General features: G+C 58.0%; 21 protein-coding genes, 1 tRNA gene and 1 pseudogene. All 23 read left to right on the top strand.

The window, feature by feature from the left end; all coding sequences use genetic code 11:
• Positions 1-31 precede the first annotated feature (31 nt).
• The 23 genes and pseudogenes from EIO64_RS02470 (at position 32) to EIO64_RS02360 (ending at position 20,768) form a co-directional block, all read left to right on the top strand.
• Positions 32-1,309, top strand: a complete 1,278-nt coding sequence (locus EIO64_RS02470; RefSeq protein WP_136890740.1) for an L-cysteine desulfidase family protein — start codon at positions 32-34, stop codon at positions 1,307-1,309.
• Between the two features lie 492 nt (positions 1,310-1,801).
• Entirely contained in the window at positions 1,802-2,500 is a 699-nt protein-coding gene (locus EIO64_RS02465) for a response regulator transcription factor (RefSeq protein ID WP_119311154.1), read from the top strand.
• Complete coding sequence (locus EIO64_RS02460) at positions 2,497-4,533, top strand: sensor histidine kinase (RefSeq protein ID WP_119311153.1); 2,037 nt, start codon at positions 2,497-2,499, stop codon at positions 4,531-4,533. The genes EIO64_RS02465 and EIO64_RS02460 overlap by 4 nt, the downstream gene beginning before the upstream one ends.
• A 152-nt stretch (positions 4,534-4,685) precedes the next feature.
• The gene (gene pepD / locus EIO64_RS02455) at positions 4,686-5,903 is read left to right on the top strand and encodes a beta-Ala-His dipeptidase (protein WP_346730066.1); all 1,218 of its coding nucleotides are present in this window, start codon (positions 4,686-4,688) and stop codon (positions 5,901-5,903) included.
• Positions 5,903-6,124 carry a hypothetical protein gene (locus EIO64_RS18950; RefSeq protein WP_346730065.1) on the top strand — a complete coding sequence of 74 codons (222 nt, stop codon included), beginning with the start codon at positions 5,903-5,905 and terminating at the stop codon, positions 6,122-6,124. Before pepD ends, EIO64_RS18950 begins: the two co-directional genes overlap by 1 nt.
• A 127-nt stretch (positions 6,125-6,251) precedes the next feature.
• Complete coding sequence (locus EIO64_RS02445) at positions 6,252-6,683, top strand: PPC domain-containing DNA-binding protein (protein WP_119311151.1); 432 nt, start codon at positions 6,252-6,254, stop codon at positions 6,681-6,683.
• A 4-nt stretch (positions 6,684-6,687) separates the two neighbouring features.
• Positions 6,688-7,227 carry a phosphodiesterase gene (gene yfcE, locus EIO64_RS02440; protein ID WP_346730064.1) on the top strand — a complete coding sequence of 180 codons (540 nt, stop codon included), beginning with the start codon at positions 6,688-6,690 and terminating at the stop codon, positions 7,225-7,227.
• A gap of 14 nt (positions 7,228-7,241) precedes the next feature.
• Positions 7,242-7,946: a DNA alkylation repair protein gene (locus EIO64_RS02435; protein WP_119311149.1), complete on the top strand. Its 705-nt coding sequence runs from the start codon at positions 7,242-7,244 to the stop codon at positions 7,944-7,946.
• A complete protein-coding gene (gene srtB / locus EIO64_RS02430; protein ID WP_021750077.1) occupies positions 7,943-8,695 on the top strand; it encodes a class B sortase in 753 nt (250 codons plus the stop codon). Before EIO64_RS02435 ends, srtB begins: the two co-directional genes overlap by 4 nt.
• 231 nt (positions 8,696-8,926) lie before the next feature.
• Positions 8,927-9,002, top strand: a tRNA-Ala gene (locus EIO64_RS02425).
• Positions 9,003-9,191: 189 nt separating this feature from the next.
• Positions 9,192-9,851 (top strand): hypothetical protein, encoded by a 660-nt coding sequence (locus EIO64_RS02420; protein ID WP_006874039.1) that lies wholly within the window; start codon positions 9,192-9,194, stop codon positions 9,849-9,851.
• An 85-nt stretch (positions 9,852-9,936) separates the two neighbouring features.
• Positions 9,937-10,650, top strand: coding sequence for a hypothetical protein (locus EIO64_RS02415; protein WP_006874038.1), 714 nt, complete (start codon positions 9,937-9,939; stop codon positions 10,648-10,650).
• On the top strand, positions 10,635-11,840 hold the full coding sequence (locus EIO64_RS02410; RefSeq protein WP_021631398.1) for an antirestriction protein ArdA: 1,206 nt from the start codon (positions 10,635-10,637) through the stop codon (positions 11,838-11,840). Before EIO64_RS02415 ends, EIO64_RS02410 begins: the two co-directional genes overlap by 16 nt.
• Positions 11,841-12,025: 185 nt before the next feature.
• Entirely contained in the window at positions 12,026-12,973 is a 948-nt protein-coding gene (locus tag EIO64_RS02405; RefSeq protein WP_238073982.1) for a DUF6329 domain-containing protein, read from the top strand.
• 75 nt (positions 12,974-13,048) lie between these two features.
• Entirely contained in the window at positions 13,049-13,609 is a 561-nt protein-coding gene (locus EIO64_RS02400) for an LPD28 domain-containing protein (protein WP_249390773.1), read from the top strand.
• Positions 13,579-14,385 (top strand): hypothetical protein, encoded by an 807-nt coding sequence (locus tag EIO64_RS02395; protein WP_227127590.1) that lies wholly within the window; start codon positions 13,579-13,581, stop codon positions 14,383-14,385. Before EIO64_RS02400 ends, EIO64_RS02395 begins: the two co-directional genes overlap by 31 nt.
• A pseudogene (locus EIO64_RS02390) lies at positions 14,386-15,380 on the top strand (DUF4314 domain-containing protein).
• Between the two features lie 17 nt (positions 15,381-15,397).
• Positions 15,398-16,396, top strand: coding sequence for a hypothetical protein (locus EIO64_RS02385; RefSeq protein WP_006874033.1), 999 nt, complete (start codon positions 15,398-15,400; stop codon positions 16,394-16,396).
• A 343-nt stretch (positions 16,397-16,739) separates the two neighbouring features.
• Complete coding sequence (locus EIO64_RS02380; protein WP_227127593.1) at positions 16,740-17,966, top strand: hypothetical protein; 1,227 nt, start codon at positions 16,740-16,742, stop codon at positions 17,964-17,966.
• A 3-nt stretch (positions 17,967-17,969) separates the two neighbouring features.
• A complete protein-coding gene (locus tag EIO64_RS02375; RefSeq protein ID WP_006874030.1) occupies positions 17,970-19,007 on the top strand; it encodes a hypothetical protein in 1,038 nt (345 codons plus the stop codon).
• A gap of 174 nt (positions 19,008-19,181) precedes the next feature.
• The gene (locus tag EIO64_RS02370; protein WP_006874028.1) at positions 19,182-19,514 is read left to right on the top strand and encodes a hypothetical protein; all 333 of its coding nucleotides are present in this window, start codon (positions 19,182-19,184) and stop codon (positions 19,512-19,514) included.
• Positions 19,515-19,522: 8 nt separating this feature from the next.
• A complete protein-coding gene (locus EIO64_RS02365) occupies positions 19,523-20,359 on the top strand; it encodes a DNA adenine methylase (protein WP_006874027.1) in 837 nt (278 codons plus the stop codon).
• Positions 20,343-20,768: a hypothetical protein gene (locus EIO64_RS02360; RefSeq protein ID WP_227123568.1), complete on the top strand. Its 426-nt coding sequence runs from the start codon at positions 20,343-20,345 to the stop codon at positions 20,766-20,768. The genes EIO64_RS02365 and EIO64_RS02360 overlap by 17 nt, the downstream gene beginning before the upstream one ends.
• Positions 20,769-20,775 lie beyond the last annotated feature (7 nt).

Here is a 20,775-nt window from a genome sequence, read left to right as displayed (position 1 = left end):
ATTCGCCTGGATACAGAAAGGAGCTTCCCTCATGATTACGAAAGAAGAACTGCTGACCCTGCTGCGGCAGGAGGTCGTCCCCGCTCTGGGATGCACGGAGCCGGTGTGCGTGGCCCTGGCCACCGCTGACGCCAGCCATGCCATCGGCGGAGACATCGTCTCCATCAAGGTGGAAGTCAACCCCGGCATCTATAAGAACGGCATGAGCGTGGGCATCCCCGGCTTCTCCCGGGTGGGGCTGAAGTACGCCGCCGCTCTGGGCGCCTGCTTGCACAACCCGGAGAAGAGCCTCCAGCTGCTGGAGGACATCACCCCCGCCGTCAGCGACGAGGCCATCCGGCTGGTGGAGGGTCGCCATGTGGTGGTGATGATCAAGCAGGAGGAGACACAGTTGTATGCCCGGGCAGAGGTAATCACCACCGCCGGCATCGGCATCAGCGAGATCCGGGGTACCCACTCCAACATCGTCCTCACCGTGCGGAACAACGACGTGCTGGTGAAGAAGGAGTATGCGGCCGGTGGACAGGATGAGCTCCATGAGCGGCTGGCTCCCATGACTGTGGCGGAGATCCGCGCCCTGGTGGACCAGTGCAGCGAGGAGGAGCTGGCCTTCATGCTGGATGGCATGGATATGAATGAGAAGCTGGCCGACTTCGGCCTGGAGCACACCCTGGGCGTTGGCATCGCCACGGCCCTGAAGAAGGCAGACCTGCTGGGCGACAGCTTCGCGGCCAACACCATGCTGCGGGTGGCCAGCAGCGCCGAGGGCCGCATGAGCGGCTGCCCCTACGCCGTTATGAGCAGCGCCGGCAGCGGCAACCACGGCATCACTGCCATCATCCCTGTGGTGGAGCTGGCCAAGCACCTGGGCTCCTCCAAGGAGCAGCTGGAAAAGGCGCTGGCCTTTTCCCACACCCTGAACGTGTATATCAAGATCTTCACCGGCAAGCTGTCTGCCACCTGCGGCTGCGGCGTCTCTGCCGCCACCGCCTCCGCCGCGTCCATGGTGTGGCTGATGGGCGGCAGCGATGAGCAGATCGGCAAGGCCATCATCAACATGAGCGGCAACCTCACCGGTATGATCTGCGACGGCGGCAAGATCGGCTGCGCCCTGAAGCTGGCTACTGCCACCAACGCCGCCATCATGTGTGCCCAACTGGCCATGAGCGATGTGGTGCTCCAGTCCACGGACGGCATCTGCGGCAAGACGCCGGAGCAGGCCATCCGCAACATGGGCCTGGTCAGCACCCCCGGCATGGTGGAGACCGACAAGACCATCCTGGACATCATGATGAAGAAGGACGCCTAAATGTATGCGCCTGCGTCCTTCAAAGCCGCCCGGCGGGAAACTCCCGCCGGGCGGCTTTTTTCCGGGGTTGATTTTTCCGGCGAAATCCCCTACCATAGGAGTATCTTAAGCAGCGCGGTGCGCTGCGGAAAATGGAGTGAACAGGACAGCCGGGAGGAACTGCTGATCCCTTCTGCCAGGAGACCGTCCGCATCCCCGGCCCCTCCGGCCGGGAGCAGGGGGTGGCAGAACTGGTACAGTGGGAAGATGGAGGAATCCGGCTTCGACGAGGTCCAGACAGACCGCTGCGGCAGCGTGCTGGGGCGGATCCGGGGCAGGCGGCCCCCGCCCGTATGGGCGGGGGCCGCTCCGTGCGTTCAGAGATTCCCGTTTGTCCGGCTGTGCCGCCCGGCGGAAGGCGGCACCGAAAGCGGTCTTCATAAAATCTTAAGAAGTTTCCCGGTTTTTTATTAAACCGCCATCCGGTATCATGGAAGCCAAGGAGGGAGCCCCATGTATAACATCCTGATCTGCGACGATGAACAGGACATCGTCAACGCGCTGAAAATCTACCTGGCCAATCCGGACTACCATTTGCTGGAGGCCCACACGGGTCAGGAGGCTCTGGATGCCCTGGAGCGGAAGGACATCCATCTGGTGCTGCTGGACATTATGATGCCGGAGATGGACGGGATTACCGCTTTGGCAAAGCTCCGGCAGGTGAGTAACGTGCCGGTGATCCTGCTGACTGCCAAGAGCGAGGACACGGATAAGATCCTGGGCCTCAACGTGGGGGCAGACGACTACATCACCAAGCCCTTCAACCCGGTGGAGGTGGCTGCCCGGGTCCGCAGCCAGCTGCGGCGGTACTTCCAGCTGGGGAGCGGTGCACTCCGGCCGGAGGTGCTGACCCTGGGCACTATCCAGATGGACGACCGGGAGAAGACCGTCGCCGTGGATGGGGATCCGGTAGCTCTGACGCCCACGGAGTACGATATTCTGAAGCTGCTGCTGGAGCACCCGGGGCAGGTGTTCTCCCCCAGGGAGATCTACCGGAAGGTATGGAAGGACGCTCCCTTCGGCAGTGAGAACACAGTGGCGGTTCACATCCGCCACCTGCGGGAGAAGATCGAGATCGACCCGGCGGAGCCCAGATACTTAAAGGTGGTCTGGGGCCAGGGGTACAAACTGGAAAAGGGGATGCGGGCATGAAGGCCATCGAACAGAACATCGAAAAGGAGATCGCCCAGGCGGTGATGGAGGAGCAGCCCATGCAGCCTCCGGCACCGAAACGGAAAAAGAGGCTCACGGAGAGTACGGCGGCCAAGGTCATAGCCTTTCTGCTGATGCTGGTGATGACCGCCGTTACCGCCGGCGGTGTGCTGGGCGCGGTGTTTTTGTACAGCACCGACGTCTATGTCACCAGCGAGACGGCTTTCAAGCAGGAGCTGTTTTCCAATATCGCCTGGGGAGACGGGCAGACGCTTCTCAATTTCCTGATCTGGAACAGTGAAGAGCAGGTATACCAGATGAATACGGAAGCAGCAGACAGCTACTGTGCGGAGCGGAACATCTCTTACGTCATGGTACAGGATAAGACCGGCAGGGAGCTCTGGTACACGGGGCTTGCAGAATATGATAGTCCGTGGCAGTTCAGATTTTCCTATGACTGGGCAAATCCGGAACGGCCCAGCGCCGGCGTTGTTGAGAACGCTTATACCGTGCGGATTACAGTGCCGCTGTCCTCTGTGTTTGTTTATGACGACGACTACGCCCTGGCCAACCGGCTGGCGGAACTGGCCTACGCCCTCCGCTACTGGATCTACGCCATCATCGCTGCTGCGGCGCTGCTGGTGACAGTCTGCTTCATCTTCCTGCTGTGTGCCGCCGGGCACCATCCTTACGTGGACGGCGTCCGTCCCGGCTGGGGGACACGGATCCCACTGGACCTTCTGACGGCGGCGGTGGCACTGGGGCTGTTCTTGGGCATCCAACTGGTGGTGGAGGCCAACTTTGGAGGCATTGGCGTGGTGCTGGCTGTGGTACTGGGTCCTGCCGCCCTGGCGGGCGTCTTTACCGGCTGGTGCATGTCCCTGGCCCTGCGGCTCAAACTGGGTGGCTGGTGGAGGAATACAGTGGTCTATGTGGCCCTCCGCTTGCTCCGCCGTGGCGGCGGGGCGGTCCTTCGGGCCCTGGGCAGCGGCCTCCGGGGCGCAGCGCATGGGCTGGCGGGACTGCTTCACAACGTCCCCCTGGTGGGCAAGACCGTGCTGGTGTTCCTGGGCCTCTGTGTCCTGGAGGGCCTTGGGATCCTGTTCAGCATGTTCGCCTGGAGCTGGGGCCTGCTGGCGCTCCTGTGGATCTTTGAGAAGCTCCTGCTGCTCCTGGCGGTGCTGGCTTTGGCCCTCATGTGCCGGAAGCTGCTGCTGGGCGGCCGGGCTCTGGCCGCCGGGGACCTGAGCTATCAGGTGGACACCAGCCGGATGGTGCTGGACTTCAAATCCCACGGCGAGGACCTGAACCACATCGCCCAGGGCATGGCGGCGGCGGTGGACCAGCGGATGCGCAGCGAGCGGATGAAAACGGAGCTCATCACCAACGTGTCCCACGACATCAAGACGCCCCTGACCTCCATCATCAATTACGCGGACCTCATCGGAAAGGAGCCCCCGAACAGTGAGAAGATCCCGGAGTACGCGGCTGTCCTCACCCGCCAGTCCGAGCGGCTGAAGCGGCTGATCGAGGATCTGGTGGAGGCGTCCAAGGCCTCCACAGGGAATCTGGAGGTGAATCTGGCCCCCTGCCAGCCTGGCGTGCTGCTGACCCAGGCGGCAGGGGAGTACGAACAGAAGCTGAAGGACGCGGGCCTGGACCTGGTAACCCGGCAACCGGAGACAGCGGTGACCATCCTGGCGGACGGCCGACGGCTGTGGCGGGTGTTCGACAACCTGATGAACAACATCTGTAAGTACGCCCAGCGGGGCACCCGGGTGTACCTGACGCTGGAGGAGCGAGACGGCCAGGCGGTGATCTCCTTCAAAAACACCTCCCGGGCGCCGTTAGATATCCCGGCGGAGGAACTGCTGGAACGGTTCGTCCGGGGAGACGCCGCCCGAGGCGGCGAGGGAAACGGCCTGGGCCTTTCCATCGCCCGGAGCCTGACAGAGCTCCAGAAGGGCACCCTGGAGCTGACTGTGGACGGAGACTTGTTCAAGGTGGTCCTGCGGTTCTCTGAGCTTTCGTGAGAGACAGCGCACGGGGAAGAGGCACCGGCAAAATGGCCGGCGCCTCTTCTGTTTTTCCCAATCGGCTTGCGCCGCCCCTGGGAATGGGATATACTACAAGGCGGAAACAGACGGCGGCGCCGGGAGAATGGCCCGCCGGGAAAGGAGTGTTTATGCGCGTGTTGGAACAGTTGGAGCCCCAGGGGGTGTTCCGCTTCTTTGAGGAGCTGTGTGCCATCCCCCACGGCTCCCGGAACTGCCAGGCGGTCAGCGACTGGTGCGCAGCCTTTGCCAGGGAGCGGGGGCTGGAGTGCCATCAGGACCAGGCGGGGAACGTCATTATCATCCAGGAGGCCACGCCCGGGTATGAGGCGGCGGCACCCGTCATTCTTCAAGGCCACCTGGATATGGTGTGTGAAAAAGAGCCCGGCTGCACCAAGGACATGGCCGGAGAGGGCCTGGACCTGCTGGTGGAGGACGGCTGCGTCCGGGCGAAGGGCACCACCCTGGGCGGCGATGACGGCATTGCGGTGGCCATGGCCCTGGCGATCCTGGACGATCAGGCGATCCCCCACCCCCGGCTGGAGGTGGTCCTCACCACGGACGAGGAGATCGGAATGCTGGGAGCGGAGGCCCTGGACGCCGCGCCTCTCCGGGGGCGGAAGCTCATCAACGTGGACTCCGAAGAGGAGGGGATCTTCACCGTCAGCTGCGCAGGCGGAAGCATGGCCCAGTGCACTCTGCCCGTGACCCGGGCGCCCTATGGCGGCGCGGCGCTGGAGGTGACGGTCCGGGGGCTTGCCGGGGGGCACTCCGGCACAGAGATCCACAAGGGCCGGGCCAATGCCTGTGTGCTGCTGGGCCGATTGCTCCAGGCCATGGCGGAACGGACGGAGCTGCGCCTGGTGACGGCGGCGGGCGGCGGAAAGGACAACGCCATCGCCGTGGAGGCGTCCGCCCAGGTGGTGGTATCTGACGATGCCGTCGCCCGGCAGGCGGCGGAGGCATTGGCCGCGGATCTCTCCCGGGAATATGCCGCAGCGGACCCGGGCCTCCGCGTGGAGGCGGCGCCCTGCACCGTGCGGGAGACGCCTATGGACTGGGCGTCCACAGAGCGGGCAGTCTGCATGCTCACCTGCCTGCCCAACGGCGTCCAGGCCATGAGCATGGAGATCCACGGTCTGGTGCAGACCTCGCTGAACCTGGGCATCCTGGCTGCGGAGCAGACGGCCCTGACGGCCACCTTCTGCGTCCGCAGCTCCCTGGGCAGCCAGAAGGAGATGCTCCACCGTCGCCTCCGGACCCTGATGGCGCAGCTGGGGGCACTGTCTCCATCTCCGGGGATTATCCCGCTTGGGAGTACCGGCAGGACTCCTCCCTGCGGGACCTGATGACGGAGGTCTTTCAGGAGCAGTACGGCCGGAAGCCAAAGATCGAGGCCATCCACGCGGGCGTGGAGTGCGGTATTCTGAGCGGCAAGCTGCCGGGGCTGGACTGTGTGTCCATTGGCCCGAATCTGCTGGACATCCACACCCCGCGGGAGCGGATGGAGATCGCCTCCGTCCAGCGGGTGTGGCGGTTCGTGCTGGAAGTGCTGAAGCGGTCCAAATGAGGCGCAGGGGCGCGGCGGAAGCCGCGCCCCTGCACATTGTCGCCGGAAATCCGTTGTACGCGGCGCCGTTCCGTGGTACAATAGCCGCAAAGCCGCCGGAGACGGGGGCAATCAGGGAGGGAACATCATGTATCATTGTTTCCGCCTCCGCCGGGGGCAGGATTTGTACGAGGAGATCGAGGCCTATGTGAAGGCGCATCATATCGCCGCCGGGGCAGTGGTTTCCGGTGTGGGCTGCGTCTCCCGCTGGCGGCTGCGGGACGCGACCGGTGTCCGGGTGCGCAGCGGAGAGGAGGATGTGGAGATCGTCTCCCTGATGGGCACCGTATCGGAGTACGGCTGCCACCTTCACGCCAGCTTCAGCCGGGAGGACCTCTCCGCCTTCGGCGGCCACCTGCTGCCGGGGTGCACGGTGAACACCACGGCCGAGATCGTACTGGCAGAAATCCGGAGCTGCGTGTTCACCCGCCGGCCGGACAGCGAGACCGGTTATGAGGAGTTGGAGATTGGGCCCGCATACCCGGAAGAGACACGAAACGACAGGAGAGAAGAACGATGAACGTATGGATCGCGTCGGACATTCACGGCAGTGCCCTGTACTGCCGGAAGCTGCTGGACCTGATGGAGAAGCGGGGGCGGACCGCCTGGTGCTGCTGGGGGACCTGCTGTACCATGGCCCCCGGAACGACCTGCCGGAGGGATACGATCCCAAGGCGGTCTTTGCCATGCTGAACAGCGTGAAGGACCGGATCCTCTGTGTCCACGGCAACTGTGATGCGGAGGTGGACCAGATGGTGCTGCACTTTCCCATCGAGGCGGACTTCCAGGTGGAGGAGCTGTGCGGCAGGCGGCTGTTCCTGACCCACGGCCACCATTTCAATGTGGATCAGCGGCCCTCCCAGACCCTGCTGGACGGGGCGGGGTATGTGGTCTACGGCCACTTCCACGTGCCCATGAGGCGTCTGGAGGACGGGGTGTGGTATTGGAACCCCGGCTCTGTTTCTATCCCCAAGGAGAACAGCTGGCACGGCTGTATGCGGATGACGGAGGACGCCGTCCAGTGGCTGGATCTGGACGGCAATTTGAAGGACGAGCTGCGCTGATGGGAGGCGGGGATATGACGGACATCCAAACTGCGCTCTTTGCCCTGCGGGACCCGGCCTATCAGGCTTTTCAGAGCAAGCTGATACCCACCATAGACCCGCAGACGGTGATCGGCGTCCGGATGCCGGCTTTGCGGAAGCTGGCCCGGGAAATCGCCGGAACGCCGGTGGCAGGGGGCTTCCTCCAGGAGCTGCCCCACCGCTATTATGAGGAGAATAACCTCCACGGCTTGCTGATCTCGGCGATCCCGGACTATGACGGTGCCGTGGCGGCGCTGGAGACATTCCTGCCCTATGTGGACAACTGGGCCACCTGCGACCTGTTGAGCCCGAAGGCATTCCGGAAGCATCCGCCGGAGCTGCGGAAACAGATCCGCCGCTGGGTGGAGGATGCGCACACCTATACTGTCCGCTTCGGCCTGGGGATGCTGATGAGCTTTTATCTGGATGAGGGGTTTCAGATGGAGGACTTGGATCTGGCTGCCGGTGTCCGGCGGGAGGAGTATTACGTGAAGATGATGGCGGCTTGGTATTTTGCCACCGCCCTGGCCAAGCAGTACGACGCGGCGCTGCCCTATCTGCGGCAGCGTCGCCTGGACCGCTGGACCCACAACAAGACCATTCAGAAGGCTGTGGAGAGCTATCGGATCACGCCGGAGCAGAAGGACGAGCTTCGCAGCCTGCGCTGGAAGGACTGCGCAAAGGAGGAGGGGGTATGAAGGGCCGGAGCTGCGGGCTCTTTCTCTGCCTGTTTCTGGGCATTGCCTGCTTCAGCGGATATCAGGTCCTGCGGATCCTGCACGAGTACCGGGTGGGAGCAGACGCCTATTTCAAACTGGAGCAGTTTGCGTCCCTGCCCCCTGCGTCGGAGGAGACGGAGGAGACGCCGGCAGAGCTGGCCTGGCCGGAGGTGGACTTCACGGCCCTGGCGGCGGTGAATCCGGATGTGACTGCCTGGCTCTACGGCCCGGACACCGGCATCTCCTACCCGGTGGTCCAGGGGACGGACAATGACTATTACCTGGACCATCTCTTGGACGGCACGGCCAACAGCGCCGGGTGCCTTTTTGTGGACACATCATGCCGGCCGGATTTTTCTGGCCGCAACACGGTGATCTACGGCCATCGGATGAAAAACGGCACTATGTTTGCCGCCCTGGGGAATTATCAGGAGCAGGTCTACTATGACGCCCACCCGGTTTTTCTGCTGGTGACACCGGAGGGGCGGTATGTGGTGGAGCTGTTTTCCGGCTACGTGGCGGACACGGCGGAGAGTGCCTGGATGCTGGATTTCTCCGATGAGCAGGCGTACCTGGCCTGGCTGGAGGAGGTGGGGGAGAAGTCCGCCTTTTCCAGCAAGGTGTCACCCAGGGCAGAGGACCGGGTGGTGACGCTCTCCACCTGCAGCTATGAATTTGAGAATGCACGCTTCGTCCTCCACGGTGTCCTGCGGCCTGAAGAGGAGTGAAAACCCCCTATTGAAAAAATTTGAAAAATCGAAAAATAAGTGTTGACATTTGGCGATGATCTTGTTATACTTATCAATGTTCCGAGCGCGAAAGCCGCATAGGACAAGCGGTTCGGGGGTATAGCTCAGCTGGGAGCGCAAGCAACCGGGTGTGCTCCCCCGCAACGGAGAGTAAAGTCAAAAAATTGAATAGCTCAGAAATCCAGCAAAATCAAGGGTTTCTGGCAACATGGGGGTATAGCTCAGCTGGGAGAGCGCTTGAATGGCATTCAAGAGGTCAGCGGTTCGATCCCGCTTATCTCCACCAAAAACAATGACTCACACAGACCAAATGTGTGAGTCATTGTTCTATCCATACGAAAACACAAAGAGGACGGACACCTGATTCCCTTCCCCGGAGAAAAACCAATATAGTTATTGAAGCGGAGATTCGATGATAGAATCTCCGCTTTTTTGTTGTCGTCCCAACAGATAAAAAAGAAATGAGGTTTAACCATTGAAAAAATTTTTTGAAGAACTTTCCCGGCGCCTGAGAGAAGGCGGAGTTGAATCATCCAATGTAGAGGATAGGCGGCTGGAGATTTTCCTCCATGGTCAGCCTGTCCTCTTTGTTTCTCCAGGAAACGATGTGTTCCTTTTTCCTGCCGGAAGCAATAATCCGGAGGCCAGTGAATTGTACCACAGAGTCGCACAGACCGCAGATGAAGTGTACACTTATGTTGAGGAGGTTCAAACTGCGCCCACCCTTCATATCAGCGGTCTGAGCGAAAAATTCCATCTGCTGGCGGATTTTGGCGGCGCAGTGCTGGCTGGCCGGGAGTTGGAAAATGGCAGGGGCTATCAGTTTGTCACTTGGATCTGGGACTATAACAGAACCGGCGTGAGCTACGGACATTATTATGATGAAGATTTTTGCGGGGCCAAGCAGGATTTTGCCGTCCGCTCCGGGCTGATCTCCAAGACCCAGCTTTTCTCACCGGAGGAGCTAACTGAACTCTACCGGGCCACAGACTACCTGCTGGATGAAGGCCCAGAGCTGGAAGATGGACACCTCAAAGCCATGCAGACCGCAAGGACAAAGATCGAATACACTGTCCCAGATCTGGCGGACAGACTGGAGCAGGGACAAGCACAGGAGCCACAAATTGATATGTGACATCAGAAAAAGCGGGAGCCGCATCTGCACACACTGTGCAGCATAAGCAGCTCCCGCTTTTTTGTTTTGAAAGAAGGAGTGTGCCATGACAAGATATTTCGCTCAGAATACCCCTCGAGCTGGTCTGGAGCATATGATGATGAGCGTCCCTGGCTTCCAGAAGCGCGGCGGCGGGATGATGATCCTCAGCCGCTTCTGCTACAAGCCGGAGGATGTGGATTGCCGGTACTGCCTGCATTACCGCCGCCGATCCTGTCAAGTCCGCACCTGTCCGTATATCGCGGAGCGGTTGAAGTCCGGCGCGATTGAGTACCTGGATTTGATTCTGGAATATTTCGGACACATCCCTCATGCCGGCCTGCACAAGAGGATTCAGGCTGTGGAACACTGGAGCGGGCCGGATCAGGCAGTCCTGCACACAGTGTCCGTCCACCTCAGAAGCCGCTTTGCGGACAGGGTATGGGATGATGCGCCTCCTGGCTATCTGGCGGCGCTCTATCTTCTCGCCTCAAAGGAGCGACTCTGGCAACCGGCGCTCCCCGCTCTTTCACACGATTCCATTGATTTCAGCCGCATCGTATCCAAACCCCATGGATTTGCGATACAGGATTACCCCATCTTTTATTCCGCCAGACGGCTGTATGACCTGAAGTCACCCATGGAGGCAGAAGATTTGGCACACCCAAAACTGGTGAGTGATCTGGACTTCCACAATATTATTTACGCAACCATGATTGCCAGATATGGAAAGGCGGTCATGGATGCGAGTAAGGAGGCACCAGAATGGGCTATGTGCTGAAAGCGGTACTGAGCAGCGCTCAGCACCCGGAATATGGGCAGATTACGGTTCCATTCCCTATCCCCGATGAGAAATATGACCGCATGATCGAACTGCTGGAGCCATTGGAAATCGGTGACGCGCTCCGGCAGGATTGCCGGGTGGATGAACTGGACAGCTTCTATACCGTACTGAACAGGCTGGTTGGCTCATTGGTCAATTTTGATGAGCTGGACTATCTGGCCAAACGGCTGGACAGTTTTGATGACGGTGAGGCTGCCCAGTTCCAGGGAATGGCCTGCAAATTGGGCGTCTCAAATATAAAGGATTTCATCAATCTGACCTTTTGCTGCCAGCAGGCCACGGTCATCACAGACTTCTCCGACCTGGACGCCATTGGGCGGCAGCACTACATGACGATGCAGGGTGGGGGCTGCAGAATCGAGGAGCTCGAGCGGCTGGATGGCCGCAAGTTCGCTCTGGACCTGATCCTCAATCATCTTGAGGGAAGGATTACCCCTTATGGCGTGGTCTATGATAACGGGATGAAACTGGAGCAGCTCTATGACGGCCGCCACTTCCCCTGTTACCACTACCAGCCGAATCTGCTGGCGGTAGGGCTTTCCTCCCGGCAGGAGCCGGAAAATACAGATCAAATCACTTGGCTGCTCCTGCCCTGCTCCGAGCAACAGCTCCAGCGTGGAATTGCACGCTCAGGCGTTAACATCCACGATGCCCGCATCTGGTATGAGGACAGTCTGCTTCCATCCGAGGTGGAGGAGGTCCTGGAGGGACAACGGGAGGATCTATTCGCGCTGAATGATATGGCGACGGCCATCGCTGCACTGTCTGATTTGGAACAGAAAAAGTTGACGGCGGTCATGGAGATGGCCAAGCCGGAGTGTGCCGGCGAGATACGCGAACTGGCCAAAAATCTGGAGCTGTTTGAGTTTGCACCCAAAGTCCGCACTCCCGCCGAATATGGCAGATACATGATCCAGGACTCCGGCCATTATGAATATGACCCCAATCTGGAGGAGTTCTATGATTATGAGCGTTACGGCAAACTCCGTATGGAGAAGGAAACAGGAGCCTTCACGGAGAAAGGATATGTGGCCTACTGTGGCACATTGACATTGGGGGAGCTGATGGCCGGCGGTCCGGCAGAGCAGCACCAGCGGGAACAGGAATTTCAGATGGGAGGAATGTAACGATGATTCTGTTGACTCTGAGCCGGGGAAAAGGAGAAGAAACTGTCCGTCTGCAACTGCCCGCCAGTCCCGCTGAGATTGGGGAGACATTTGCCTTCCTGGACAGAATCAGCCTCGATACCACAGCCACCGCCATCCTGGATGTGAGCAGCAATGTACCGGTCCTTTACCGATGCCTGTACGATGTGGATGTAGAAGATTCGGAGCAGTTTCAAAAACTACAAAAACTGGCGGAACGCACAGAGGCACTTTCTCCGGCGAAAGCCGCCATCTTTTCCGGGGCATTGGATGCGGAGTGTGTCTGGAACTTGGAGGGGGCCCTTACTGTGGCGGACAGGCTGGATGAGTATATGCTCGTCAACAATGTGTCGTCTGATTCAGAATTGGGCATCTACCTTGTGAACAAAGGGATCACACCATTTCCGGATCGCTTCAAGCCCTATATCAATTATGCCCGTGTGGGGGCTGAATATCGGGAAAAGCATGGAGGAGAATATTCCAGCGGCAATTATGTGCAGAAAAAGACACCTGAACTTTTGGAGAACGAGAGATTGGACGGCGTTTTCCGGATATGGATGGAAAACCCCTGCCCTGTTCGTGTACAGAGCGAAACAGCGCAGATCACTCTGCCTGCGACCTTTGAGCAATTGGAGAGCGCCAGACAACTTCTGGGAGTGGACAGCCTCAATATGGCGAAACTCACTCGGGTGGAGGCCCTGCGGCCTTATCTGGGGGAATATCTTCCTCTCCAGGGGATGGATCTGAGACTGGAGCAATTGGACGAGTTGGCGGAAAATATCCGGATAATGGATCAGGAGGATGGCGCATTGCTGAAATACCTCTCTGTCCTTGAGGTGGAACAGCCGGCAACGCTCCAGGAGGCTTTGAGGTTTTCCATCGAACTGGATGACTACGAGCGTGTACCGGACGATCCGGAGGAATATGGCAAGCAGGTGTTGGAGCGGATCGGGGCGGACGAGGAGCTGATCTCTACCCTCGATGGCTTTACGGATTTCGAAGCAATGGGCAACTTTTATATGCGGGAGGATGGTGTGAGAAGGACCGAATTTGGCCTGCTCCGAAAGCTCAGTGATCCGTTCCCTGAAGTACAAGATGGGTTGCAGATGCATTAATCCCTGTACGCAGATACAAGATACGCTGTGGAACCAGCACGAGTGGGAAAACACTGTGAATATGGGAGGGATTAAATGAGCATTAACATCTGGACAGACTCCATGCAACACGCAGCGTTGCTTGGAAAACCTGTGCTGTTCACCAACTGGCTGATTCAGCGGGATATCATTCCTGATGGGTGGTACTGCTATGACCTGCGGGGGACACATAAATCTCCCAGCACCCGAACCACTCTGGTGGATCATGCCGCTGACTATCATGCAGGAACCGTACTTTCTCCAATCCCTTTAAAGCATGAAGGTACTGCTTCGCGCCGGGTCAACGGCACATTTTATCTGCTGGGAGAAGAAATGACGCTGGAGCAGTTTTGCGAGGAGCATGATCTGGCCTACCCCCAGGATAATCGTGAGTTTGTACTGCGCCCCGCCTCCCTGGATGAGGTGGGGCTGTTCTATTCCGAAGAAAAGCTGGACGAGGCACTGGGTACTGTAGGCCACCTCCGCATGGATTTCGGCCATGGTGAGAAGGAGTTCTGGCACACCTGGTGGCCCATAACGAGGATAGGTTCAACACCCCGGAGTTCAAAGAGGTGCTGTAGCGATTTGTGGACGACCTGCGTCAGACTGGACTCCTGAAGAATCTGGGGGCCATGGACGCCTACTGCTGGCAGCATGGCGGCTCCATCACAGAGGACCGCAGGAGTTATGGCTATATTGCGGAAACAGAAAATTACCGTTTCTGTCTACGCTGTACTCCCTTTCCCGGCGAGTATCAGGGGTACCTCTATTGCTATGATCTTTGCCAGCAGGAGATGTACCGACAGGAACACCCTGTGGTAGGTCGGGTAACCTTCGCCAGCGGCGAACAGCAGGAGTTCACGGATTCCAAGGCGTTGCTCCAGGCCATCCGGGAGGAACTGCCCTTCCGCAGCACAACCGGCTTCCGCTTTGAAACGCTGACAGACGATCCGGAGGTCAAAAAAGCGGTAGACGATATCCTGTTGGATTTTGCCGGTGAGGACAATTCACGCCGTACCTGCAACTATGGACTGACTGAAACTGGGAAGCAGGCTCTTAGGAAAGCCGCAGATCCCAGCATTCCCCACACCTATGCCTGGTTTGTCATGGCGGACACCAATACCCCGCAGGAGATAATCAGGCAAGATCTGACTCTGGAGGAAGCAATCCAAATCTACCAGGACAGCAATACCAGTGAGAAACGGCTGGGCGTTATTAAGGACGGTATCGCCACAGTGGACTTTGTTCATTTCCAGAGCGGTGAACAGCAATTCTTTACGGATCACGAAAAACTGGAAAGCTTCCGGTCGGACCTCGTGGTGGCGGAGGCGATGGAACGGCTCTATCAACAATTAAATCAGCCGGATATTGGGATTAGAATGGGAGAGATGTAAATGCAAAGCGTACCGAGAGAGTGGCTGGACTTCTTGCGGCAGCAGTTCCCCAAGGATTCCCGCATCCAACTCACAGAGATAGGCGGTAATCCCCGGCCCATTTCCCCCGGCAGTACCGGGAAACTGGATTATATCGACGATGCCGGGCAATTCCATGTAAAGTGGGACAATGGATGTACCTTGGCTCTGGTGCTGGGAGAAGACCGATTCTCGGTCTATCTGCCAGAGCCTCAGACATTCAAATTGTATATGCCGCTCACAGCGGACTTCTATGGACGGGACGAGTGGGGGATATGTCAGAGGACGGTGAGGAGTGGGATGGCCACACCCTCATGGATTATGAGGGACAAATTCTGTCCGCTCTGGTAAAAAACCGGGTACCAGAGGAAAACGAGAGCGGCCTCATGCGCTGGTACGGTGAGGACGACAGTGTAGATCACAAGGTCCGCTCGGCGGTGTTTACTGTTGAGGTCAGGAATCGCCAGCTCTGGGGCGTAGCGGAGTGCCGGGTGGCCGGAGAGCTGACTCCGGAAGAGCTTACCATCTTAAAAGAGTACCTGGGTGGACAAGCCTCTGACGGATGGGGCGAAGGCTTCGAGCAGCGCCCCATCGAGGTGGACGGCGGCGAGCTGTATGTCCATCTGTGGCAGCCTGATGATTGGAGCATCCAAACCGAACAGGAACGGTTTGCCCCCAAGGTGGCCGAGGGGTTGCCGGAACTGTGCTTCTCCACCCTGCGGACCACCGGACAGCTTATCTGCATCAAACGGGGTGAAACTGGCTACTACCCCTCCGACTGGGATACCGGCGACAAGGAAGGGAATGTGGAACTGGCGGATGAGTTGAACGAAGACCTGGGCGTCACCCCCATCCAGCGGCAAGCTATGGAGATAGGAAGCATGGCTGGGTGGGATGTGCCTGGTGCTGACCCCAAACACTATGAAGAGTCATACTCGGGACAGACAAGTTGTGCAAACTTTGAGCAGAAACAGTAAAATGGGAGGATTTTGTAATGTCGCAGCAAAAGCAGGCCCCACTTCCCCGGCAGGAGTTTCAAGAGTGGCTGGAAAATGCCGCTGTGCCAGTTTTAGTTCTGCAAAAGGGCAAGCATTTGGGCTCAGTAGTGAAAGTTCCCGCAACGCCAGAGATTGATTACCTCTTTGGATGCGAAACATTTTATGGAGAGAGGATCAGCTGGAGCGACCGTTTGGAGTTCTGCGGCCTGTACGACCGGCAACACCAGGCGCTCCATCTTCTGGATGACCCCCTTCCCAACTTTGTCTCCGGACTGACGGAAGAAGAATGCCAGGATTCTACGGCGTTTGGGAAGCGCATCGCTCAGGAGGTCGACCGCTATGTTGAGGCGGCCATTTCCAATGAGCGAAGTCGCCTCTCTGTCAGGGAACTCACCAGTGAGAGGAACATCAATTCATACCGGTATTACAAGGGAACCGAGGCAGGGCGGGAGGCAGCTTCCCTCGTTTTTTCTGGGGAGAAACCCGATGTACAGTTTCACAGTGAGTATTATACATCCTTGACAGAAGACACCCTGCTCTCCTACCTCAAATCCCCGGAGGATTATATAAAAACAACTGCGGAACAGTACATGCGGGACAACCAGGAGGAATTTCTGGCGCAGTTTCTAAAGAAGGATGCGTTGCTGGCAGAGTATCAGATGCTCAGCCAGGACAGCGATGCACCGGTCTATCGGATGCGGGCGATTACAGATGCCCTCCAAAAAAGTGGCGCAAAGACGGTCAATGTCACGGTACAGAAGGACGGAGTGGAACTGACCTTCAAAACATCGGCTGAATCCCTGAAAGGGCTGAAGTCTCAGTATTCCACATGGTACATTGCTCCGTCAGACCGCCTGCAGTTCAGGCATCTTTTTGGCGCTGGCTCCGACTACTCCGCAGAGGATATCATCCGCATCGCTTATGGCCGAAGCACACTCTATGAGGCCCCTTCCGCTCCTGCAGAAGATATTGAGATGCAGGGAATGAGTTTATAGAAAGAGGCGTATAAAATGGATCTTGATGGGAGAACGCGGCAGTTTTTTTCGGTATTGTCGGAGCGGTTAAAGGAAAAGGGCTTCTCCTCACGAATTGCCGATGACGGATGCCTGGCAGTGAAATCGAAAAAGATGCGAGGCAAAGAGCAGACACAGTGCTCTGTGGGAAAGGATGGCGAAGTATACTGCCGCTCCGTGGATTTTGCGAATATTTCTCGGAAAAGAGACTTGGAATCCATATTGGAAACCGTAAACGAAGTTCACTCAGACATGGAACCGCCCGAGGCTCCTGAGCAAGAGTCTACACAGGGAGGGATTACTCTTAGATAAGACAATTTTCGAGGTGGAGATCAGCAACAGTGGACCTAAATCTTATGAGACGGCCACGGTAATGAAAATGCCAGCATCCTTTGCGGAGTTCAGCGACGCACTCCAAAAGGCGAGAATCAAAGACGGTAGCTTCTGCAAAAATGAGCTAACCTGCATCCATTACAATGGCCTCACGCATGCCATGATTGGGTGGAATGCTAATCTATACGACCTAAACCTGTTTGCCCAGCGATTGGCCTCACTGACAGAGGAGCAGAAAAAAGGGATGGATGCTCTTTTGAAAATCAAGCAGAATCACCGCGTCGCTCCCATTCCGCTGAACCAATTGATTAACCTGACCTACAATACCGATATCTGCTGTTTTGCGCCCCGAGTTTCCAATCATGAAGAACTGGGGGCGTTTTTATACGCAAATGAAATGCTCTCAAATGAGGCTATGGCTCTGCTTGACACCACAGAGGAGGGCAGCGGCTTTCAAGAAAGACTGCTGGAACTGTTGGGAGAACAGCATCAGGAGGATCATGGCGGCGTGTTCACCGACTTCGGCTATGCGGAACTGGGTGGAGAAATCAAGGACATCTATGTGTGCCAGTCCAATGAAACGGCTTGCTTCCATCGCTCCGATGCTCCGGTGATGCTGGAGGTGCGTAAGGGATTTTTCAATGACCCAAGCTATGATAACGACAAAACCGCAGTGCTGAATCTTCCCGCAGCGGATGCCGGTATATGGAGAGCGGTGGAAAAAGTAGATGCCGCCTCAGTGGATGAATGTGCATTCCGCTGTGTGGATTGCCTGATCCCCTTCCTGCGAGATGCTATCAACAACGCTATCGACGATGAGGATGGCATTGAACAGGCCGACGAATTTGCCAAGCGGTTGGCTCAAATAGAACGGGAGTGGCCCGAATCGGATATGGTCAAGTATAAGGCGCTTTTATCCGTGGTTGACCACCCCAGTCTGCAGGACGCCACACGGTTGATGGGCGAGATTGACCAGTACGAACTCCGTCCCGAGGTAGCGCAGACCTGGGGCTATGCGGAGATGATGTTCCGTGAGAAGTATTCTGCTTTACCAGAGGAGCTGTTCCAGACCCCGCAGGCGGCCCAGATCGGCCAGAAGATGCTGGATGACCGGCTGGGGGTTATCACAGAGTATGGTCTGATCCGCAGAAAGGACGGCCAGCCTCTCCCGGTATTTCAGCCGGAACAGGAAATAGGACAAGGACTGGAGATGATGTGAGCGATGTCAGATCAAAACGCCGCCCTCTTTGACAAGCTGGACGGCTTCTATGTTACAAAATCGGAGCATGACTGGCTGGAGCGGCGCTTTTCCAATATGACAGAGAAAGAAAAGATCCTGTTCCAAGGGGCGATGGAGTTGGAGAAGCCCCAAGAGATCGGCCATGTGATGCGGATTGCGTCCCAACTGGACTGTTACGACCTCTTCTATGGCGCGGGAGACGAGGCCGCGCTTGGAAAATTTGTCATGGAGAGCATAGAGTGTTCCTCGGATGCCGCCCGTCCATTCCTGAATGCGGAGCATTTGGGGGCCGCCTACCACCAGTCGCAGAATGGAGCCTTTTGTAACGGTCACTATGTGCGGAACATCAAACTGGCAGATCCCTTCGTAGAGGAAGATCCCACCCTCCAGCCGGTCGCCGGTGACTATGCCATACGAGTTAAACTGGCCAGCCGGAGCAATATGGAGGGGATTTGGGTTGGCTTCCCGGATTCCGGCGAGTATATCGACTCAAACCATCCGGACGAACTCCTGCTGGGGCTGGACTCGCTACAGGCAGAGAGCCTCAGCGAGTGCATCGCGCTGGAGGTGGACTGCTGCCTGCCCCAGCTGACGGGTATTCTCGACCAGTACGACTCAGCCAGCGAACTGGTTCGCCATGCCATTGACTTCGGTTATGTTTGGGCGGAACAGGGTCAGGGGGCACCCCACTGGTTGGACAAATGGCAGGCGGTGCTGGAGCTGGAGGACTGCCACCGGCTGGATTTGGCTCTGGATCTCGCCCAGAATCTCCAGCACTATGAGTTCTTCCCCCGCGGCATGGACTTGGCCGCATACGGGCGGGAACTTGCGGTCCGAAACGGCGTGATCCCGCCCAGCAGACTGATAACAGACGCCTTTGACGGGGCTGCCTACGCAGAGGCCAATATGGGTCAATATGGCCTCTCGACCACCGACCACGGCTATGTAGCCTGGAACGGTGGAGAGCGCCGGTATGAGTATAGCCAGCCTGAGCACCACAGTCCCGCTCTGTCAATATAGCCGATCTATTGCCAAGTCACAAAAACCGCATCTGTCCGCTGCGGGAGCTGGGGGTGATTCGATGAAGTAAAAACAGGATATAGAATATGACACAGGGGCCGTTTTCCGAAAGGGGAAAACGGCCCCTTCTTTTTATGCCCTTTTTCGGAAAACAGGCCCGGAAAGGAGGCATTCATGGAGAAAGAACGGCTGGCGGAATATCTGGAGCAGTACCACATGGGAGCTCTCAACGCCGCCACCAGCCGGGAGTTGGAACTGACCTTCGGCATCAAAGGGATTCAGGTTCGACACATGGTCAATGCCCTGCGGCGGGATGGCGTCCCCATCGCCAGCAACGGGAGTGGATACTTCTATGCCGCCACGGACCAGGAGGTGCGGGCCACCATCGCCCATCTGACCAGGCGGATCAGCGGAATCGCGGCCGCCATCCGGGGACTGGATCGGACTCTGGAGCGAGAGGATACCGCACAGACCCGCCTGCCGCTGGATGGGGGTGATACGCCCTGAACAGTTTCATGTCCTGGATTGGAGGCAAGAAGGCCCTGCGGGAGTTGATCGTCCGGCTGTTCCCCCTCTACTATGAGCGGTACATTGAGGTGTTCGGCGGCGGGGGCTGGGTACTGTTCCACAAGCCTCCCGGCAACGACTTTGAGGTCTACAATGACTTCAACGGCCTGTTGGTCAACCTGTACCGCTGTGTGCGGGACAAACCGGAGGAACTGATGGAGGCTCTGCGGTATGTACTCAACGCACGGGAGGACTTTGACCGCATCCGCTCCGCCTTGGCGCGGGACAGCCCCGCCAGCGATGTCCAACGGGCGGCATGGTTCTATCAGCTCATCCGCTACAGCTACGCCTCCGGGCTGACCAGTTTTGGCAGCCAGCCCCACGATATGCGTAGCAACTTTTCGCTCATCGAGCAGGCCCACCGGAGGCTTGCCAAGGTGGTTATTGAGAACAAGGACTTTGAAAAACTGCTCCATCAATATGACCGGCCAGTGAGCTTTTTCTATCTCGACCCGCCCTACCATGCCACCGAGGGGTATTACCAGAACATTGGTGAAGACGGTTTCACCGAAGCCGACCACATCCGCCTGCGGGACGCCCTGATGCGGATCGAGGGCAAATTCCTGCTCTCCTACAACGACGACGCCTTTGTCCGCGGGCTGTACGACAGGCCAGGCATCTACCTCATGGAAACCACCCGTATCAACAACATCAAGCAGAGGTACGACAATGGGGCTCAGTTCCCGGAACTGCTTATCGCCAACTATGACCTGCGGGAGCGGAGCCGGGCGGTTCCCTCTCAAATGACGCTGTTTGACTGGAACGGGGGTGAGGCAATTGGATGAACAGCTCTCTGAACTGGAAAAGCTCCAGCAGGCGGCTCAGCTGATTGAGGAAATGAGTCAGGGCCGCCTTCAGGTCTGCCCCAGCGTAGTGGGTCAGGTCTATATCCGCCCGCAACACGATTCCAACTTGGGAATGGATATGCGGATCGACAGCATCCCCGGCCAGCCGCATTACCGAATCACCTTTACCGTGCAGCTCCGCCGGATGGGGACGGATATGGTTGCGGACGATCTTCGGGCACTGCTGTCCGAGGTTGGCCAGACCTATGCGCTGATGGCCGCCCTTGAAGCAAGACGCTATACGCCGACAGGAGAAGATCTGACAGCCTTCCGGGACGGGCTGGCTGCCCAACAAGGACAGGAATGGCCGGGAGCATCCAATCCAGCCCGTTCTACAATTTCAATGTAATAAGGAG

The organism is Dysosmobacter welbionis (assembly GCF_005121165.3).
Lineage (GTDB): Bacteria > Bacillota > Clostridia > Oscillospirales > Oscillospiraceae > Oscillibacter > Oscillibacter welbionis.
The sequence above is the reverse complement of the archived record's forward strand: the minus strand, read 5'-3'. Positions and strand labels throughout refer to the sequence as shown.